At 69.5% G+C, this 17,830-nt stretch carries 17 protein-coding genes; 11 read left to right on the forward strand and 6 right to left on the reverse strand.

Annotated elements, in window-relative coordinates:
* The first annotated feature begins 8 nt into the window (after nt 1–8).
* The 6 genes from LV75_RS17800 to LV75_RS17825 all read left to right on the forward strand — a co-directional run bounded on the left by LV75_RS17800 (nt 9) and on the right by LV75_RS17825 (nt 5,894).
* Nucleotides 9–863, forward strand: coding sequence for a cupin-like domain-containing protein (locus LV75_RS17800; RefSeq protein ID WP_253888042.1), 855 nt, complete (start codon nt 9–11; stop codon nt 861–863).
* A complete protein-coding gene (locus LV75_RS17805; protein WP_253888043.1) occupies nt 860–2,110 on the forward strand; it encodes an 8-amino-7-oxononanoate synthase family protein in 1,251 nt (416 codons plus the stop codon). The genes LV75_RS17800 and LV75_RS17805 overlap by 4 nt, the downstream gene beginning before the upstream one ends.
* The gene (locus tag LV75_RS17810; protein ID WP_253888044.1) at nt 2,107–2,967 is read left to right on the forward strand and encodes an HpcH/HpaI aldolase/citrate lyase family protein; all 861 of its coding nucleotides are present in this window, start codon (nt 2,107–2,109) and stop codon (nt 2,965–2,967) included. Before LV75_RS17805 ends, LV75_RS17810 begins: the two co-directional genes overlap by 4 nt.
* The gene (locus LV75_RS17815) at nt 2,964–3,893 is read left to right on the forward strand and encodes an acetaldehyde dehydrogenase (acetylating) (protein WP_253888045.1); all 930 of its coding nucleotides are present in this window, start codon (nt 2,964–2,966) and stop codon (nt 3,891–3,893) included. The genes LV75_RS17810 and LV75_RS17815 overlap by 4 nt, the downstream gene beginning before the upstream one ends.
* Nucleotides 3,890–4,894: a 4-hydroxy-2-oxovalerate aldolase gene (gene dmpG / locus LV75_RS17820; RefSeq protein WP_253888046.1), complete on the forward strand. Its 1,005-nt coding sequence runs from the start codon at nt 3,890–3,892 to the stop codon at nt 4,892–4,894. The genes LV75_RS17815 and dmpG overlap by 4 nt, the downstream gene beginning before the upstream one ends.
* Before the next feature lie 64 nt (nt 4,895–4,958).
* Nucleotides 4,959–5,894 carry an ornithine cyclodeaminase family protein gene (locus LV75_RS17825; protein ID WP_253888047.1) on the forward strand — a complete coding sequence of 312 codons (936 nt, stop codon included), beginning with the start codon at nt 4,959–4,961 and terminating at the stop codon, nt 5,892–5,894.
* An 11-nt stretch (nt 5,895–5,905) separates the two neighbouring features.
* Here the strand turns inward: LV75_RS17825 and LV75_RS17830 are convergent, their stop codons facing one another.
* Nucleotides 5,906–6,397, reverse strand: coding sequence for a MaoC family dehydratase (locus tag LV75_RS17830; RefSeq protein WP_253888048.1), 492 nt, complete (start codon nt 6,395–6,397; stop codon nt 5,906–5,908).
* Between the two features lie 49 nt (nt 6,398–6,446).
* On the opposite strand from LV75_RS17830, the gene LV75_RS17835 reads away from it, so the two are divergent.
* Together LV75_RS17835 and LV75_RS17840 are read left to right on the forward strand one after the other, a co-directional pair.
* Nucleotides 6,447–7,775, forward strand: coding sequence for a hypothetical protein (locus LV75_RS17835; RefSeq protein WP_253888049.1), 1,329 nt, complete (start codon nt 6,447–6,449; stop codon nt 7,773–7,775).
* Nucleotides 7,776–8,087: 312 nt separating this feature from the next.
* The gene (locus LV75_RS17840; RefSeq protein ID WP_253888050.1) at nt 8,088–8,828 is read left to right on the forward strand and encodes an ATP-binding protein; all 741 of its coding nucleotides are present in this window, start codon (nt 8,088–8,090) and stop codon (nt 8,826–8,828) included.
* A gap of 9 nt (nt 8,829–8,837) precedes the next feature.
* On the opposite strand, the gene LV75_RS17845 is transcribed toward LV75_RS17840, so the two are convergent.
* The 3 genes from LV75_RS17845 to LV75_RS17855 all read right to left on the reverse strand — a co-directional run bounded on the left by LV75_RS17845 (nt 8,838) and on the right by LV75_RS17855 (nt 12,509).
* Nucleotides 8,838–10,679: a CheR family methyltransferase gene (locus LV75_RS17845; RefSeq protein ID WP_253888051.1), complete on the reverse strand. Its 1,842-nt coding sequence runs from the start codon at nt 10,677–10,679 to the stop codon at nt 8,838–8,840.
* A gap of 835 nt (nt 10,680–11,514) precedes the next feature.
* Nucleotides 11,515–11,895: a VOC family protein gene (locus LV75_RS17850; RefSeq protein ID WP_253888052.1), complete on the reverse strand. Its 381-nt coding sequence runs from the start codon at nt 11,893–11,895 to the stop codon at nt 11,515–11,517.
* Nucleotides 11,896–11,948: 53 nt separating this feature from the next.
* Nucleotides 11,949–12,509: a hypothetical protein gene (locus LV75_RS17855; protein ID WP_253888053.1), complete on the reverse strand. Its 561-nt coding sequence runs from the start codon at nt 12,507–12,509 to the stop codon at nt 11,949–11,951.
* Between the two features lie 243 nt (nt 12,510–12,752).
* Between LV75_RS17855 and LV75_RS17860 the strand changes: the two genes are divergently transcribed.
* On the forward strand, nt 12,753–13,622 hold the full coding sequence (locus LV75_RS17860) for an intradiol ring-cleavage dioxygenase (protein WP_253888054.1): 870 nt from the start codon (nt 12,753–12,755) through the stop codon (nt 13,620–13,622).
* 30 nt (nt 13,623–13,652) lie between these two features.
* Here LV75_RS17860 and LV75_RS17865 read toward each other — a convergent pair whose 3' ends face one another.
* Nucleotides 13,653–15,293, reverse strand: a complete 1,641-nt coding sequence (locus LV75_RS17865; RefSeq protein ID WP_253888055.1) for an esterase/lipase family protein — start codon at nt 15,291–15,293, stop codon at nt 13,653–13,655.
* On the reverse strand, nt 15,290–15,697 hold the full coding sequence (locus LV75_RS17870) for a hypothetical protein (protein WP_253888056.1): 408 nt from the start codon (nt 15,695–15,697) through the stop codon (nt 15,290–15,292). The genes LV75_RS17865 and LV75_RS17870 overlap by 4 nt, the downstream gene beginning before the upstream one ends.
* Nucleotides 15,698–15,779: 82 nt before the next feature.
* Here LV75_RS17870 and LV75_RS17875 point away from each other — a divergent pair, with 82 nt between their 5' ends.
* A complete protein-coding gene (locus LV75_RS17875) occupies nt 15,780–16,406 on the forward strand; it encodes a GyrI-like domain-containing protein (RefSeq protein ID WP_253888057.1) in 627 nt (208 codons plus the stop codon).
* Between the two features lie 212 nt (nt 16,407–16,618).
* Complete coding sequence (gene ppk2, locus LV75_RS17880) at nt 16,619–17,593, forward strand: polyphosphate kinase 2 (protein WP_253888058.1); 975 nt, start codon at nt 16,619–16,621, stop codon at nt 17,591–17,593.
* The last annotated feature ends 237 nt before the right edge of the window (nt 17,594–17,830 follow it).

The following is a 17,830-nucleotide window of genomic DNA, read 5'->3' on the forward strand; positions in this document are numbered from 1 at the left end:
GGGAAGCAGTGAGCACACACCCGGTCGAGCTCGGGGGCCTGCCGGTACCCCGGATGGACTTCGACGAGTTCCTCGCCTTCGGGCGGGAGGCGCTGATCCGCGCCGACGTCCCGGTGATCATCAACCTGCCGGAGAGCGTGCGCGGCCTCGGTCGCGACGGCGTCGCCGAGCGGCTCGGCGGGATGCGGGTGACGCTGTTCACCGAGCCGAGCAACAAGCAGAACTCCGAGCGCTGGACCACCAAGGAGATCCAGCTCAGCGAGTTCTTCGCCGACGAGAAGTACCTGACCGACCCGGGCACCTGGAACCGGATCGTGTCCAACATCCGCGACAGCCCCGCCGACGTCAACGCCATCCTCGGCTTCGATGCCGAGGAGCTGTTCGACTACCGGCGCTCGCTCAACGCGGCGAACCTGTGGATCAGCCACAAGGGCGTGTTCACCCAGAGCCACTTCGACGAGCTGGAGAACTTCAACATCGCCCTGCAGGGCCGCAAGCGGTTCGTGCTGGCCCCGCCCGGGTTCTGGGAGTACTACCCGCGCTCGGTGCGCCAGGGCTTCGGCGACAAGTCGCAGGCGTTCGACTTCGACAACTTCGACGCCAAGCGGTTCCCCCGGCTGGTCGGCAAGCTCGCCGAGCGCCGGGAGCTGATCTTGGAGCCCGGGCAGATGCTGTACCTGCCGCTCGGGTGGTGGCACCAGGCGGAGTCGCTGGAGGACATGAACATCAACATGAACTTCTGGCTCAAGGACACCAAGATCCTGCGCCGCCCGTACGTGCTCGGCGTCGCCCTGTACACGATGCTGTTCCGCAAGCTCAAGGGCGTCTACAACTACCAGCCCGCCGCCGGGGGCGCGTCATGACCTCCGAGCTGACCGAGCGCAAGGTCATCACCCCGCCGCACCGCTACCGCAACAACGACAAGGCCGTCGGGGTCGGCAACGCCTTCTGGGACCGCTCCGAGCAGGAGGGCGTCGCCGGGATCGTCGCGGAGCTCGACAACGGCATCCTGCGCACCGGCGACGGCCACGAGTTCGTCAACTTCACCTGCTGCTCCTACCTGGACCTCGATTCGCACCCGGAGGTCATCGAGGGCGCGATCACCGCGCTGCGCCGGTTCGGGGTGCTCGACCACTGCATCCCGCGCAGCCGCGTGCAGCTCCCGGCGCTGCTGGAACTGGAGTCCTCGCTGGGCGAGCTGTGGGGCGCGGACGTGATCACCGCGATCTCCGCCGGGGTGGCCAGCGCGGGCCTGCTGCCGCTGATCGCCTCCGGGCACCTGGGCAACGGCACGCGGCCGCTGATGGTGTTCGACAAGAACTGCCACGTGTCCATGGCGGGTGCCAAACCCGCGTGCGCCGACGAGACCGAGGTCGTCACCTCCGGGCACCACGACATGGACCAGCTGGAGGACTTCTGCCGCCAGTACCAACGGGTCTGCTACGTCGTCGACGGCGCCGACAGCCTCGGTGGGTACGCCCCGGTCGAGCAGTTGGCCGAGCTGCAGGAGAAGTACGGGCTGCTGGTCTACTACGACGACTCGCACTCGGTGTCGGCCTTCGGTGAGCGCGGCATGGGCTACATCCGGGCGAACAACCCGATCCGCGACGAGCGGACCATCACCATCGCGACGCTGAACAAGGCGTTCGGCACCAGTGGCGCGGCGATCGTGCTCGACGGGTACGGCAAGCACTCGCACCGGGTGATCGAGCGGTTCGCGGGCGCGCTGTCGTACTCGCAGCCGATGAACACCGCCGCGGTCGGGGCGTCGCTGGCCTCGGCGGAGATCCACCGCGGGCCGGAACTGGTGGCGCTGCAGGGTCGGCTCAACGCCAACATCGCGCTGTTCGACTCGCTGATCGACACCGAGCAGGCCGGGTCCAGCTACCCGATCCGGGTGGTGCCGATGAACGACGAGACGGTGATCGACGCCGGTCGACGGGTCTACCAGGCCGGGTTCTACGTCTCGCCGGTGTTCTTCCCGATCGTCGCGCGCGGCACCGCCGGGCTGCGGGTCATGCTGCGGGCAGGGCAGACGGTCGAGCAGATCCAGCGGTTGTGCACAGTGCTGACGGAGGTCGGCGCGCCCGCGGCGAAGGCGTCGCCGTGAGTGCGCGAGCGATCCCGCGCAGCATCCTGTACACGCCCGCGCTGTCGCTGGAGCGGGTCGTGAAGGCCTGGTCCTACGACGCGGACGTGCACCTGATCGACCTGGAGGACGCCGTCCCGCCGCAGGAGAAGGCGGCGGCACGGGTGGTGTGCCGGACGGCGCTGGAGCAGGCGCCGTGCCCGGAGAACATCGCGGTGCGGGTCAACCAGCTCGGGACGCTCGCGGCGGTGCACGACCTGGTCGCGCTCGCCGGATCGCCGGTCAAGCCGGGGTTCGTCGTGATGACGATGGTGGAGTCCGCCGTGGAGGTGGACCTGTTCCGGGCCACGCTGGCCGAGGCGGGCGCCCACCCGCAGATCTACGTGACCGTGGAGACCGTCGCGGCGATCCGGGAGATGGACGCGATCGCGGCGGCCGCCGACGGGCTGGTGCTCGGCTCGGCCGACCTGGCCGCCACGCTCGGGGTGGAGATCACCTGGGCCGGGATGCTCGCGGCGCGCCAGGCGATGGCGCTGGCGTGCGCGCGCCACGGCGGCGGCTGCGTGGACACGGCCAACTTCCGGCTCGGGGAGCCCGCGGTGCTGGCCGAAGAGGTCGAGCGGGTGCGGGAGCTGGGCTTCCACGGCAAGGCGACCGTGCACCCCAGCGAGCTGGGCGCGATCAACGCGGCGCTGCGGCCCGACCCGGAGCGCGTGCGGCAGGCCCGCCGGGTCACCGAGGCGGTGGGTTCAGCGAACGGGGGGATCGCGGTGCTCGACGGGAACATGGTGGGTCCGCCGTTCGCCCGCCTGGCCCGCGCGACCGTCGCCCAGGGCGACGCCTGGACCGAGCGGTTCGGCAACGGAGGCAGACCATGACCGCCACAACGGCCCCCCACTCCCCCGCCGTCGGCACGGCGCACCGGACCAGCGTCGCGGTGATCGGCACCGGCGCGATCGGGCAGGACCTGGTCAGCAAGGTCCACCGCTCGCCCGTGCTGGACTGCGCGCTGGTCGTGGGCCGCAACCCCGACTCGGCCGGTCTCGCGCACGCGGCCCGGCTGGGCTACCCGACCAGCGCGGGCGGCATCGAGGCGGTGCTCGCGGCGGACCGGCCGTTCGACGTGCTGCTGGACGCCACCAGTGCCGCGGCGCACGTCGAGCACTGGCGGCTGCTGGCGGACACGCCGACCCTGCTGGTGGACCTGACGCCGAGCAAGATCGGGCAGATGGTCGTGCCTACGGTGACCGGCACGCACGGCCCGACCGGGCGCGACGTGAGCCTGATCAGCTGCGGCGGGCAGGCGTCCATCCCGATCGCGCACGGGTTGGCCGAGCGGTTCGCGGTGGACTACATCGAGGTCGTCTCCACGGTCGCGAGCACGATCGCGGGCCGGGCGACCCGGCTCAACCTCGACGAGTACGTCGCCACGACGCAGCACGCGCTGACGACGTTCACCGATGTCCCCGAGACCAAGGCGATCCTCAACATCAGCCCGGCGGTACCGCCCGCGACGTTCCGCACCGCGGTGCACGCGGTGATCCCCGGCGCCGACGCCGACGCGGTGCGCTCGGTGGTCGACGCGGTGGCGGCGCGGGTGCGGGAGTTCGCGCCGGGGTACCGGGTGATCGCCTGCGCGGTGGCCGGGGACCGGGTGGTCGTGTCGGTGGAGGTCATCGCCGACAGCGACGTCCTGCCGCACTACGCGGGCAACCTCGACATCATCAACTCGGCCGCCATCCTGGTCGCCGAGCAGCACGCGGCCCGGCTGGGCCGGGCAGCGGGGACGGGGGCGCGGTCATGACCGATGTGGTGGTGCACGACCCGACCCTGCGCGACGGCCAGCACGCGGTGCGGCACCAGCTGGGTGTCGCCGCGCTGCGCGGGTACGCCGAGGCCGCCGACGCCGCCGGGGTCCCGGTGGTCGAGGTCGGCCACGGCAACGGCCTCGGCGCGTCCTCGCTGCAGGTCGGGCGGGCCGCGGTCAGCGACGACCTCATGCTGGCGACGGTGCGCGCGGCGTTGCGGCGCAGCAAGATGGGCGTGTTCATGTTGCCCGGTTGGGGCACTTCGGCCGACCTGCGCAAGGCCATCGCGCACGGCGCGGACGTGATCCGCATCGGTGTGCACTGCACCGAGCCGTCGCTGGCCGAGCGGCACCTGGGTTTCCTCGCCGAACAGGGCGCTGACGGGCATTGCGTGCTGATGATGAGCCACATGGCCACGGCAGCGCAGTTGGCCGAGCACGCGGCGACCGCCGTTGGCTACGGTGCGCGGGCGGTCGGCTTGATGGACTCCGCCGGGAACTTCCTGCCACAGGACGTGTCCGATCGCATCGGTGCGATCGCGGCCGCCGTGGACGTCCCGGTGATCTTCCACGGCCACAACAACCTGGGCATGGCGGTGGCGAACTCGGTCGCCGCGGCCCAGGCGGGGGCGACGATCATCGACGGGTGCGCGCGCGGGTTCGGCGCCGGGGCGGGCAACACGCAACTGGAAGTGCTGGTGCCGGTGTTGGAGCGCACCGGTTTCCGAACCGGTATCGACCTCTACGGCCTCTTGGACGCCGCCGACTTCGCCGAACGCGAACTGATGCCCGCACCACCGACGACCGACACGGTCAGCATCGTGAGCGGGTTGGCCGGGGTGTTCTCCGGGTTCAAGCACCAGGTCCTCGACGCCTCCCGCCGCTCCGGTGTGGACCCGCGCGACGTGTTCTTCGAGCTGGGTAGGCGCCAGGCGATCGCGGGCCAGGAGGACCTGATCGTCGACGTGGTCGCCGAGTTGGGCGAGGTGGCCAGTTGACCCGTGTTGTCGAGGCGGGTCACGACGATCCGCTCGTGGTCGTGGAACCGAGGACGGTGGCTGAGTGACCCGGTTCATCGGGGCGGACGAGATGGCGGGCACCGGGGTCGTGGTGCGCGTGATCGACGCGCTGGGCGAGGTGTTCGCCGATCTGGCGGCCGGGACCACGCGGTCGCCGTCGCGGACCGTCGTCGAACACGGGGCGGATCGGCAACTGCTGGCCGGGACCGCGATCTGGGAGCGGTACGGGGTGGGCAGCGTCAAGATCACCACGCTGACGCCGAGCAATCCCGAGCGGGGGTTGCCGCTGATCCACGGGGTCGTCGTGGTGACCGACCTGGAGACGGGACGGGTCAGCGCGTTGCTCGACGGCGCGGAGTTGACCGCGGTGCGCACCGGGGCGGTCGCCGGGCTGGCGACGCGGCTGTGCGCGCCCGCTGATGCCGCTGAGCTGGCCGTGATCGGTGCGGGCGTCCAGGCCCGCGCGTTGGTGCGGGCGGTGAGTGCGGTGCGGCCGATCCGGGTGGTGCGGGTGCATTCGCGGACGGCGGCGCGCACTGATGCGTTCGCCGAGTGGGTGCGGGCCGAGTTCGGGCACGAGGTGCGCATTTGCGCGTCGGCCCGCGCTGCGGTCGCCGACGCGCCCGTGATCTGCACGGCCACGTCCACCAGCGGCCCGGTGCCGGTCGTCGAGGCGGACTGGGTCGCGCCCGGCGCGCACGTCAACGTCATCGGCGGCACCGACGAGAACGCCGTCGAGGTCGACCCGGTGTTGCTGGGCGCGGCGTTCGTGCTGGTCGAGGAGCGCGATGCCGCGCTCGAGGACGCGGGCGAGGTGCGGGCCGCGGTCGGGGCGGCCCGCCTCGCGCCCGCGGACCTGCACGAGCTCGGCGCGGTGGTGACCGCCGGGTACACCCCCGACGGTCGCACCACCGTGTTCCGCGGTGTCGGCATGGCGATCGAGGACACCGCGGCCGCCGCGGCGCTGGTGCGCGGGTGACCCCGGCGCCCTCAGCGCTCCCCGCGGCAGCGGACCAGGAAGGACCGCTCGAAGGTGATCACGGTCTCGCCGGTGGACTTGGTGCCGGTGGTCTCGACGGTGATGATCCCGTTGCCCGGGCGCGACTTCGACAGCCGCTTGGCCAGGATCCGGCTGGTGGCGTAGAGGGTGTCGCCCACGAACACCGGGTCTTTCAAGCGCACCTTGTCCCAGCCCAGGTTGGCCACCGCGCGCGCGGACAGGGCCTGCACGGTCATCCCGCCGACCAGGCACAGGGTGATGCCGCTGTTCACCAGGACCCGGCCGTACTCGGCGTTCGCGCCGTACGCGGTGTCGAAGTGCAGCGGGTGCTGGTTCATGGTCAGCAGGGTCAGCCAGGTGTTGTCGGCCTCCGAGAGGGTGCGGCCCGGCCAGTGCCGGATCACCATGCCCGCGGTGAAGTCCTCGTAGTCCCCACCGTGCTCCTCGACGAACTCGTTGTCCCCGACCTGGCGCAGCGTCATCCACGTCCCCTTCGCTCGGTTGCCCGGTCCACAGTAGAAGGAACCCCCGATGTCCGGTAACCACCCCTGGTTCGGCGAACACGTGATCGCCCCCGCCGCCGCGCCCGCCACCATCCGCGACATGCTCCGGCACGAGATCCGCGACACCGGCTGGCCGCACCAGCCCATGCTGCCCGCCGCCCCGCTCGCCCTCCCCCGCGCGTCCTACGCCGAGCTCTACCGCGCCACGACCGCGCTGCTGGACCTGGTTCGCCGGGTCGCCCTGGAGACCGCGAGCACGACGGCGGGCCGGTTGGCCGCGTACGGGATGCCGGAGAGCGAGGACCAGCTGTTCGTGGCCGACCAGTTCATCGAGGAGCGCTACGCCGATTGTGTCGTGCGCCCCGACGTGGTGATCGGCCAGGACGGCCCGCGCTTCCTGGAGTTCAACGTCAGCGGGGCGTTGGGCGGGCCGGTGGAGACGCATTGTCGGCTGCTGGTGTGGCGGGCGCTGCACGGGGACGCCGACGGGCGGGTGCCGTTCGGGTTCCACTCGCCGTTCGCGGTGCGGGAGCGCATGTTCCGGGACTTGGCGGCCGAGTTGGGCGTGGCGCCACGGGTTGCCCTGGTCGGTAGCGCACGGGACCAAGGCGTGGCCTCGACCCGGTACTTCGACATCGAGGCCGAGTACTACGCGGCGCGGGGGCTGCACGCCCGGTTCTTCGAGCCGGAAGACCTGTCCGAGGCGTGGAACGGCCCGGTGCACTACCCGTTGGGGCTGCGCAACTTCACCATCCCGGACTGGGACGAGCTGGGGATCGACACCGCGCCGGTCCAGGAGGCCCTCGACAACGGCGTCCTGCTGGTGGGCACCCAGACCTCGACCTTCCTGGCCAGCAAGCTGACCATGGGCCTGCTGTCGGAGGGGCGGCCGTGGATGAGCGCGGCCGAACGGGCCCTCGTCGCCCGCTACCTGCCGTGGACCCGCGTGCTGTCCGCCCGCAAGACCACCTTCGCCGACGAGGGGGTCGACCTCCTCCAGTTCACTGTGGACAACCGCGAACGCCTGGTGCTCAAGGAGGGGCTGGGCATGAGCGGCAAGCAGGTGCTCATCGGCGAGCGCACCACCCCGGCCGAGTGGTCCGCCGCCGTGGACGCGGCCGCGCTCTCGGGCACCAGCATCGTCCAGGAGTTCGTCGCCCCGGCCAGCTGCCACCTACCCATGATCACCGAGGACTCCAGCACCCCGCACGACGTGGCCATCGCCCCCGTCCTGGGCCCCCTCCTCTTCGGCGGCCGCCCGGCCGGGATCTTCGCCCGCTTCTTCGGCGACGGACAAGCCGGGATCGTCAGCGTCATGGGCAACAACGCCGCCGACAACTGCGTGGTCTGGGTATAGGCACCTAGCCGTCCAAACCACGCGAATCCGCAACCCTCCACCGTTCCGCGGCACTTTCGCGGTCAACCACAGGGTGGTGGTGATCCGTCGTGGCCGTGATCCCGCACCGCCGCGGTCAGTGGTCTGGCGCACCGCGCGGGCGAGTCCGTTGTGGCGCCAGATCCCGGGATCGCTTGATCGGTCGGCGGAGTTGGCTAGTAGCCTTGCCTGGCGACGCACGGGCGCCGGGATGGAGTCGAGCCCGAACGCGGTGGCACCAGCGCTCAGCTGTCCGCCGCGCGACGCTTCAGCCGTGGAAGGGCGGGTCGCCGCATGGGCCGGGGCACGTTGACGCTCATCGAGTTCGCCGCCGAGGGCGCGACGGTGGTCGTGGCGGGCGGGGTGCTCGACCACACTACCTACGGCAGGCTGCGGACCCACCTGCTCAAGTGCGCGGCCGAGGCCCCGTCGGCCCTGGTCGTCGACGTGTCCGCGCTATCGGTGCCCAATCCGACGGTGCTGGCGGTCTTCGTGGCGGTCGACACCCAGATGTCGCACTGGCCGGGGGTGCCGGTCAGCGTCGTGTCGCCGCCGCACGAGGACAGCCCGGTGCCGCCCGACAGCCCGATCCGCCGGTTCGTCCCGGTGTACCCGACGGTGGCCGTGGCGCTCGCCGCCGCGGCGACGCCGATCCGGCGCGTGGTCAGCTCCGAGCTGCCCAACAACAACACCGCGATGCCGCTCGGCCGGGCGCTGGTGCGGGAGTTCTGCGCGGACTGGGGCGCCGACTGGGGCGAGGAGAGCGCCCTGCTGATCGCCACCGAGCTGGTGCAGAACACCATCCAGCACACCCTGTCCGCCCCCAAGCTGCGCCTGGAGCTGCGCCGGGGCCTGTTCACCATCGCGGTGCACGACGACCACCCGCGGTGCCCGCCGACCAGCCCGCCACCGCGGCCGGGCATCGGTGTGCACGGCCTGGAGATCATCGCCCAGCTCTGCCACACCTGGGGCGCCACGCCGACGCCGAGCGGCGGCAAGGTCGTGTGGGCGACGCTGCGCGAGAAGAACGCCTAGGCGCCACCCCTAGCCCGCCTGGATCTCCATCACCAGGATCGCCCCGCGCACCCGCTCGTCGTGGCTGCGCAGCGAGCCGCACATGACCCGCAGCGAGATCGACCTGCCCCGCCGGTTGATGGCCTCGAGGTGCAGGAACTCGGTGAAACCGGGGTCGGCCAACGCCCCGCGCAGCGCCTGCCGCAGCTCGGCGACCGGCAGCCCGATGTCCAGGTTGAGCAGGTGCCTGCCGGTGGTCTCCGCCGCGCGCAGCCCCCACAGCTCCTCGGCGGCGCGGTTCCAGGCGCGCACCCGCAGCTCGACGTCGACCACGACGATGCCCGACCGCAGCGAGGTCAGCACCGTCTCCAGGAAGTCGTTGGCCTCGTCGAGCTCGACGCCGCGGTCGCGGAGCATGTCGTTCATCGCCTGGAGCTCGTCGTTGGTGGACTGGAGCTCCTCGTTGATGGTCTCCAGTTCCTCGTTGGTCGACTGCAGCTCCTCGTTCGTCGTCTCCAACTCCTCGACGGTGGACTGGAGCTCCTCGTTGGTCGTCTCCAGTTCCTCGTTCGTCGACTGCAGCTCCTCGTAGGCCATCTCCAGCTGGCGGTTGGCGTGCGCGAGCTCGTCGAACAGCTGCCGGGTGGCGGTGACGTCGTGGAAGGCGACCGAGACCCCGATCCCGGTGTCGGCGAGCGGGTCGATGTGGATCTCGAACCAGGTGGTGGCGTCCGGCCTGCGCTGCCAGGACACGTCCTTGACCTGCACCGGGCGCTGGTCGAGCCGGGCCTGCTCGACGAAGGCGCGCAGCTCGACCGGACGGTAGGACACCTCCAGGTCCCGCAGCGGCCTGCCGATGTCGTCGTCGGTGAGGCCGAACAGCACCCTGGCCTGGTAGTTGGCCAACGCGAGCACGTCGTCCTCGGCGAGCACCAACTGGGCGACCGGCCCGGCGTCGAAGGCGTGCTCACGCAGCTCGTCGAGCCTGCCGACCGCACCCCGCCGGTCCTGCCCGTCGTGCGCCTTCACCGGCGGCCCCACCGGCGCGAGGACAGCCGGTGTCTTGCGGAACACCCGGCGCTTGAGGTCGACGGGCTCGAACAACCTGCCGTGCGAGAGCAGCATCTCGGCCTTGCCGAGGAACAGCAGCCCGTGCGGGGCGATCGCGAAGTGCAGCCGGGCAAGGATCTTGGCCTGGGTCTCGGCGTTGAAGTACATCAGCGTGTTGCGGCAGGTCAACAGGTCGATCCGGGAGATCGGCGCGTCCTGCACCAGGTCGTTGCGCCCGAAGATCACCGAGCGCCGCAGGTCCTTGCGGAAGGCGAAGTGGCCGTTGTGCCGCTCGAAGTAGCGCTCGAGCAGCGGCGCGGGCACCGACTCGACCTCACCACCGGTGTAGAGCGCCTGCCTGGCCTGGGTCAGCGCCTGCTCGTCGACATCGGTCGCGTAGATCTTCACCCGCTGCCGGAACTGCTCAACCCCCATCTCCTCGACGAATGCCATGGCCAGCGTGTACGCCTCCTGACCGGCCGCGCACCCGGCACACCAGATCCGAATCGGCGCCTGCGACGTACGCCTGCCCACCAACGCCGGAACCGTCACCGCCCGCAGGTAGTCCCACGCGTCGAGGTCGCGGAAGAAACTGGTCACGTTGATCAGGATGGTGTTGAACAACGCGTTGAACTCATCGGCGTTGGCCTGCAGGTGGTCGATGTAGTCGGCGTAGTCCTCGATCGCCACCTGGGTCATCCGCTGCCGCACCCGCCGAACCAAACTGGTGCGCTTGTAACCGGTGAAGTCGAACCCCCGAGCCTCCTTCAGGTACTCCAGCAGAGTCTCGAACTCAGCCCCAGCCCCGGTGTCGGCTTCCACCCGCGCAGCCTAGCGACCAAGCACCCACCCCACCGCGCCGCACCACCGGTCGACTCCACCACTCGGCCCAACCACCCCACGCCCCCTCCAAGCCCCGGCTGCCGTCCACTGCCCCTGGACGCGGCCAACCGCCCTACCCGCCCACTTGGACACTTCGGAAGCCGAGGCCCTCCCAGCCAGCCACCGGACACTCGGACCCAGCAGTGCCAACCCAGCCCCCATCAGGTCCGCCGCAACCCACCCACCTAGCCCCTGCACACTCGGACCCCGCGGTGCCAACCGAGCTTCCGTCAGGTCCGCCCAAGCCCACCTACTCAGCCCTTGGACACTCGAACCCAGCGGTGCCAGCTCAGCCCACGTCAGGGCCTGCCCAACGCACCAACCCAGCCCTCGGACACTCGGAAGCAGCGGTGCCAGCTCAGCTTCCGCCAGGTCCGCCCAAGCCCACCTACTCAGCGCCTGGACACTCGGAACGGCCGGTGCCATCCCAGCCCGCCCTCGTCAGCCCTGCCAACCCACCTGGACAGTCGGAGTCGCTGGTGCCAACTGCTCGATGGGGCGGACTTGTTTTGCGTGGGGGGACAACACCCGTAGCGTCGCCTCGCAGCAGGGCCATGCTTTTCGGCCCCTGCTGTGCGGTCCTGCCACGGGTGTCGTAGGGGCCCCGCGCAAAACAAGTTCGCCCCATCGAGCCGACCGCATTGCCGCGGATCGGGCCCGATGTCGCCGCCAGGCGACGAGGCGTCCGATCCCGGTCGCCGAGGTTGCCGCCAGGCAACGAGGCCGACCACCCCGGCTCGCCGAGGTCGACCCGCACGCAGCCGACCCCCACCACTCACACCTCCACAACCCTCTTCCTCAACAAGCAGAACTCATTACCCTCAGGATCCGCCAACACATGCCAACTCTCCTCACCACTCTGCCCCACATCAGCAAACCTCGCCCCCACCTCCAACAACCGCTCCAGCTCAGCCTCCTGATCCCGATCAGTCGGACTCACATCAATGTGCAACCGATACTTCCCACTCCGCACCTCAGCATTCGGACTGAGAACGATCGTCGGCTGCGCCCCACCGAACCCAACCCCCGCCGGGCCGATCTCAATCGCCCCATCCTCCCGGCCCAACTCCACATAGCCGAGCACCGCACACCAGAACCCAGCCAACAACTCGGGATCCCGCGCCTCAATGACCAACTCACTGATACGACAAGCCACGCCCACTCCCCCACTCGACCAACTCACGACAGCCGAGTGTACCGACGCACCGATCAGAGCGCCCCAAGGAAGGTGGTCTGTCCAATCGGGACAGACAGACTAGACAGACCACCCAGCGCACAACCGAGGTTGGGGTTGGCAACCCCAACAGTCTGCGACGTAGTCCCCACCAACGGCCCACTCGTCTGCGTGGTCATCAACGTCACCAAACCGTTGAGAGGATTGGTGTTCACAGTGAAATCAAAGGCAGTTCGTCCACCACCGAGCGACCAATCGATCGTGGCACGCCCGGTGATCGTGGCCAACAGGTTGCAGGGGACGCCACCGAGAGACGTGATCGTCCCCGTGGCGTCACTAACGGTCCCAGCTTGAAGCTGGCTGAAGTTCCCGCTAGGTGACAAGCAGTTGACCACGCTAGCGACACCAGTGACCTGCGCCGTCGACTGGGTAGCGGTCAGCGCTGGGCTGAACGCGAGCTGCACGTTGACGTTGCACGTGAGCTCCACGAGCGCGGCCTGAGCGGGCACGGCGACCGCAACCGGGGCCAAGAGCGCCAATGCGAAGATCGCCGCGCTCCATCTCCTGCGAACACGGGTCCGCGAACCGTCGCGCATGGTCGTTCCTCTCGTCGGGATCAACTACCTCGACAGAGGCTGGTCGCTGGTCACACGACAGGCAATCCCCCGTAACCCTGCCGCGAGCGAACTCCACCCGAGTTCCGGACCGTGCGAACGCAGCGTGGTCGCCGACTACGCCATCCCGGTCACGCGAAAGAGTGACAGTCCACTCCAGACTGCCGGCTCCCGGGAACACCACTAGCGTCGGGTGCGGCCGGTCTGCCAGGAGGAGAAGGTTTCATGGGCGCTCACGTGCTGAACGACGACGGGAAGCGGGTCAGCAGGCGCACGGTGGTCTTCGGCAGTCTCACCCTCGCCGGAGTGGTCGCGGCGTGCGGCGGCAAAGACTCGGGCACCACCGCCACGGCCACCACGGCGGCCGCCGGAGCGGACCCCGCCGCGTTGCTCGCGAGTGCCACCACCTGCATCCTCTCCCCGACCACCACCCAGGGCCCCTACTACTTCGACGCGGACAAGATCCGCGGCGACATCCGCGAAGACCGCCAAGGCACCCGTCTGGACCTGGCCCTCAAGGTCGTCGACAGCGAAGGCTGCACCCCCCTCAAGGACGTCGTCGTCGAGATCTGGCACTGCGACGCCGCAGGCCTCTACTCCGGCGCCGAATCCCAGTCCACCGGCGGCGGCGAAGGCATGCCCGGCGGCGCCCCCGCCCCCAGCGGCGCCCTAGCTCCCCCCGGCGGCGGTCCTGCTGACCCTCCCAGCGGCGCCCCACCCGGCTCCGGCGACATGGCCGACCTCGTCCCCACCGACGACAAGCGCTACCTACGCGGCGCCCAAGTGACCAACACCGACGGCGTGGTCCGCTTCACCACGATCTGGCCCGGCTGGTACCGCGGCCGCACCGTGCACATCCACGCCATGGTGCACCTCAACAACACCAAAGCCCTCATCACCCAACTAATGTTCGACGAGGCCCTCAACGACAAGGTCTACACAGCCGCCCCCTACGCCACCCACACTGGCCGAGACACCACCAACGCCAACGACACCATCTACAACGACTCCATGCTCCTCACCGTCCAAGCAGCCACCAACACCCACCTAGCCGCCAAAATCCTCGCCGTAGACACGGACAAACACGGCTCCTAGCCCCAATCCAACCCTCTCCCGCAGCAAGACCTAGGGCGCCGCGGCGAAGTAGGCGGTGCGTACTTTCTTGGTCGTGGGAGGCGGGAAGACCTCATCCGAAACGCCAAGTTTGCCCACCTGCACTGTCCATACTAGACCTTCCCGGTTAACAAAGGTCCGAGCATTGTTCGCTACCAGGACGAAGTCCGACTGGCCGCCGTCGCAGGAGTATGCGCCTACGTAGTCGTCGGCTCTGCCGCCCCAGGCGCCGCCGTTGCGTAGTAGGCATTTTGCGCCGGTTTCCAGTTCGAGGCCCCAGGGTTCGTTGGTGGCCGGGGCAACGATGTCGGGGACCGGGGTCGTGGAAATGACCTTGCGCAAGGTCTTCTCCCACGGGTAGCCGCCGCAGAGTAGGTCTCGGCGGTTCGGGGTCACCCAGCAGGCGAGTGCGCTCGCGGCTGAGGGGGCACACTCCACGACATCCTTGCCCACGGCAGCGGGCGAGGCCACGCATCCGTCAACCTCTTCGCTGTCCCCCTCCACAGACCACCCCGCAGCCGGGTTCCCCGACTTGTCCACCCCCACGACGTTCACAACCTTCGTGGCACCCTGCTCGACCTTGCCCAGCTCCGCCAGCGCCGCCTTGATCACCTCAGTAGCCTGGTTGACCGCGCTCTGGTCGGTAGGCAACCGCACATGCGAGCACGCGGCCGCGATCGTCACACCGCCGAGGTACGCCTGGACCGGCAGGCTGAAACGATCCTTCTGCAGGTCCTGCAAGGTGACATAGTCCAGCGCCATCGAAGCGGGCACGAACGACAACTCATGCGCTGCACGGTTGACGAATCCAAAGTCGACAGAGCACGTATCCCGCCGCGAATAGGACTTCCCACCGTCAACTGGCGGCACTCCCGTCGGACCGGAGATCGAGTAGCCGTGCGCGGACGACAGCGGCACCACGCCGTCGCTGGCCAGGGGGATGGAGTAGGCGGTCCACCCGAAGAACGTCCGGTTCACCGTCGCGTCGCCGCCGATCTGGGTGAGGTTGACGCCGGTGGGGAGCCATGGCGGCAGGTCACCACAGCCGCGCGGCAGCGACGAGCCCTTGCTGTGTTCGGCGAGGCACTTACCGCCGTCGCGGCCGTCGGCGGGCGGCAGCTTCTTGCCGAGCGCGTGCTGGAACACCTCCACCAGCCTGGCCGGACCACCCTCGCCGCCCCAGGGGGAGCCCAGCTGCGGGGTCCCGAGCGTGATCACGTACGGCACGACCTTCGCCAACTCCGGGGTGAGCGCGTACCGCACCGCCAGCCCACCCATGGAGTGGGCGACGACGATGAGCTTGCCGTCGCCGCCCGCCTTCTTGTAGGCGGCGGAGACCTGTCCGAGGTAGGTCGCCAAGCATGGCGCGATGTGCGGGTCGGAAGCCCAGTAGGACGACCACTTGCTGTAGTCGAACGTGTACGTGCTGATCTTCCCGCCGAGCTGGTCGGACAGCTTCCGCGCCGAGTCGGTCATCGGATCGCCGGTCCAACCGTGCACGAACACGACCGGTCGCTTGCCTTTGGCCTGACCCACTTCCGCCGCGGTCGACCTGGCATCCCCGCACTGCCCGGACGAAGACTGCGCCCGAGCAGGCACCGCGCACACCAGGGAGACCAGGCACAGCACCAGCACCACCACGCGCCGGGTCACTGGACGGCCTCCGTGGAGCTGATCAGCCACCGGCCTTCGACCGCGACCAGCCAGACAGTCCACCGCGCACCGCCCACCCGTGCCGAGACGTGGGCCGACCCGTCCGGCTCGACCTGGAAGGTGGCCGCGTCGAGCTCGACCGGTGCGGCGGCCAACGACGCCACGAACCCTGGGTCGAACGGCTGCTCGGGCGATACGGCGACCGCCCGCCGCACGCGCGACTCGTCCCCGCTGGTCAGGTCGGCGCCCAACCCCCGCGCTTGGTCGCTGGTCAACGGCGCGGCACTGACCGGCACCGCACTACCGCTCACCTGGCGTCCGTCGAGGAGCAACACTGCCACCGCCACGCCCGCCAGCACCACGGCCACCACTGCTATCAGCGCGACGCGCCCCACTCGACCCACGGTGGACTCATCGCGACCACACCATCGGCGTTACCCGCCGTCATGGTTTGCTACCCACCTAGCCACGTGAGGAGAGTGCGTAGTGGACAACTACGACGTCAAGAAGGACCGGTCCAGCTGCTACTCGGCGAAGCAAGCCAGGTTCGACGTCGTCGACATCCCCCGGATGTGGTTCCTCATGGCCGACGGCCACGGCGATCCCAACACCTCACCACGCTACGTCGACGTGGTCACGGCGCTCTATGCCACGTCCTACGCCGTGCGCGCCATCGCCAAGAAGGAGTTGGGACGCGTGCACACCGTCGGACCGCTGGAGGGGCTCTGGTCGGCGCCGGAGCTGGCCGTGTTCCACACCCGGGACAAGGACGCCTGGGACTGGACGCTGATGATCGTGCAGCCGGACTGGATCACCCCGGAGATCGTGGCCGTCGCCGCCGCGCAGGCCCTCGAGACCAAGAAGATCAGCGCGGTGGCAGACGTGCGCTTCGAGGCGCTGCACGAAGGCACCTGCGTCCAGACCCTCCACATCGGACCCTACGACGACGAGGCACCCACCATCGCCCGCATGCACGACGAGTTCATGCCCGCCGAGGGCCTCTCCCCGCGAGATCGCCACCACGAGATCTACCTCTCCGACGCCCGGCGCACTGATCCCAGCAAGCTCCGCACCATCCTCCGCCAACCTGTCCGCCCCGCGCACGCCACCTGACGGCTCCCTCACCCAGGACTGCGAGCGGACCCGATTGCCGCAGCCGGGTGTCGCGGGGAGCGCCTCCGCGCAAGAGTGCGCATGCCGCCAGCCGCCTACCCGCCACGCGCACCCCTGGGCGATCAGGTCCGCAGGTGAGCCACGGCCACACGGAGCACCCAACGTGGGTGGAATGTCGGATTAGTTCTCGGTGTCCGGGGTACTAGACCGGCATGGTCGAGCACGAACTCCGGTCCGCGGCGGCGGTCTTCCCCGAGTTGTCCGAGGAGATCAAGGTCCACTTCGTCGACGGCGAGGAGCCGGAGTTGCTCCGCCCGGACGGGTCGGTGGTCGACACGTGGCGGGAGAACTACCCGTTCACGCGCAGGCTGGGGCGTCAGGAGTACGCGCGGGCCAAGCGGCTGCTGCACATCGAGATGCTCAAGCTGCAGCGCTGGGTCCAGGACACCGGCCAGCGGGTGGTGATCGTGTTCGAGGGCCGCGACGCCGCGGGCAAGGGCGGGACGATCCGGCGGTTCACCGAGAACCTCGACCCGCGCGGGGCCCGGGTGGTCGCCCTCGGCAAGCCCACCGAGCGCGAACGCGGCCAGTGGTACTTCCAGCGCTACGTCAACCACCTGCCCACCGCCGGGGAGATGGTGCTGTTCGACCGGTCCTGGTACAACCGCGCGGGCGTCGAGCGGGTCATGGGCTTCTGCGACGACGAGCAGTACCAGCGGTTCCTGCGGCAGGCACCGGAGTTCGAGCGGATGCTGGTCGACGAGGGCGTGGTCCTGGTGAAGCTCTGGTTCTCCGTCTCACGCGCCGAGCAGCGGACCCGCTTCATCATCCGCCAAGTCGACCCCGTCCGGCGGTGGAAGCTCAGCGAGAACGACCTGGCAGCCCTGGACCGCTGGGACGACTACACCCAGGCCAAGGTCGCCATGTTCCGCGCCACCGACACCCCTCACGCCCCGTGGACAGTGGTCAAGAGCAACGACAAACGCCGAGCCCGCCTAGAAGCCATGCGCAGCGTCCTGTCCCGCCTCAACTACACCAACCAGGACCCCACCACCGTCGGCACCCCAGACCCCCGAATCGTCGGCGCCGCCAACACCCTCCTAGAAACAGGCGAAGACGACACCTCGCTGAGCCCCACCCCTCTGGCCCCACACCTGACCGACGAGCCCGGCCTGCACCCGGACTAGGTCATCGGTGGCCACCCGGAACATCGGGGAGATCGTGACTAGATTCGACCAACTTGGATCGTCATCCCGAAATGATCAGCGACTGGAAGATCGTTCGCGGAATCCCTCCGGGGCGCTGCCTCGTCGCGGTAGAGCGAGTCAGACTCCATAAGAACTCGCACTAAGGAAGTGCTTTGTTTCCAGCTCGGTCCGATTGTTGACCGCTATCCGACCAATGCGACGAACTACCCGTAGGAA

Source organism: Actinokineospora diospyrosa (assembly GCF_024171925.1).
GTDB classification, from domain to species: domain Bacteria; phylum Actinomycetota; class Actinomycetes; order Mycobacteriales; family Pseudonocardiaceae; genus Actinokineospora; species Actinokineospora diospyrosa.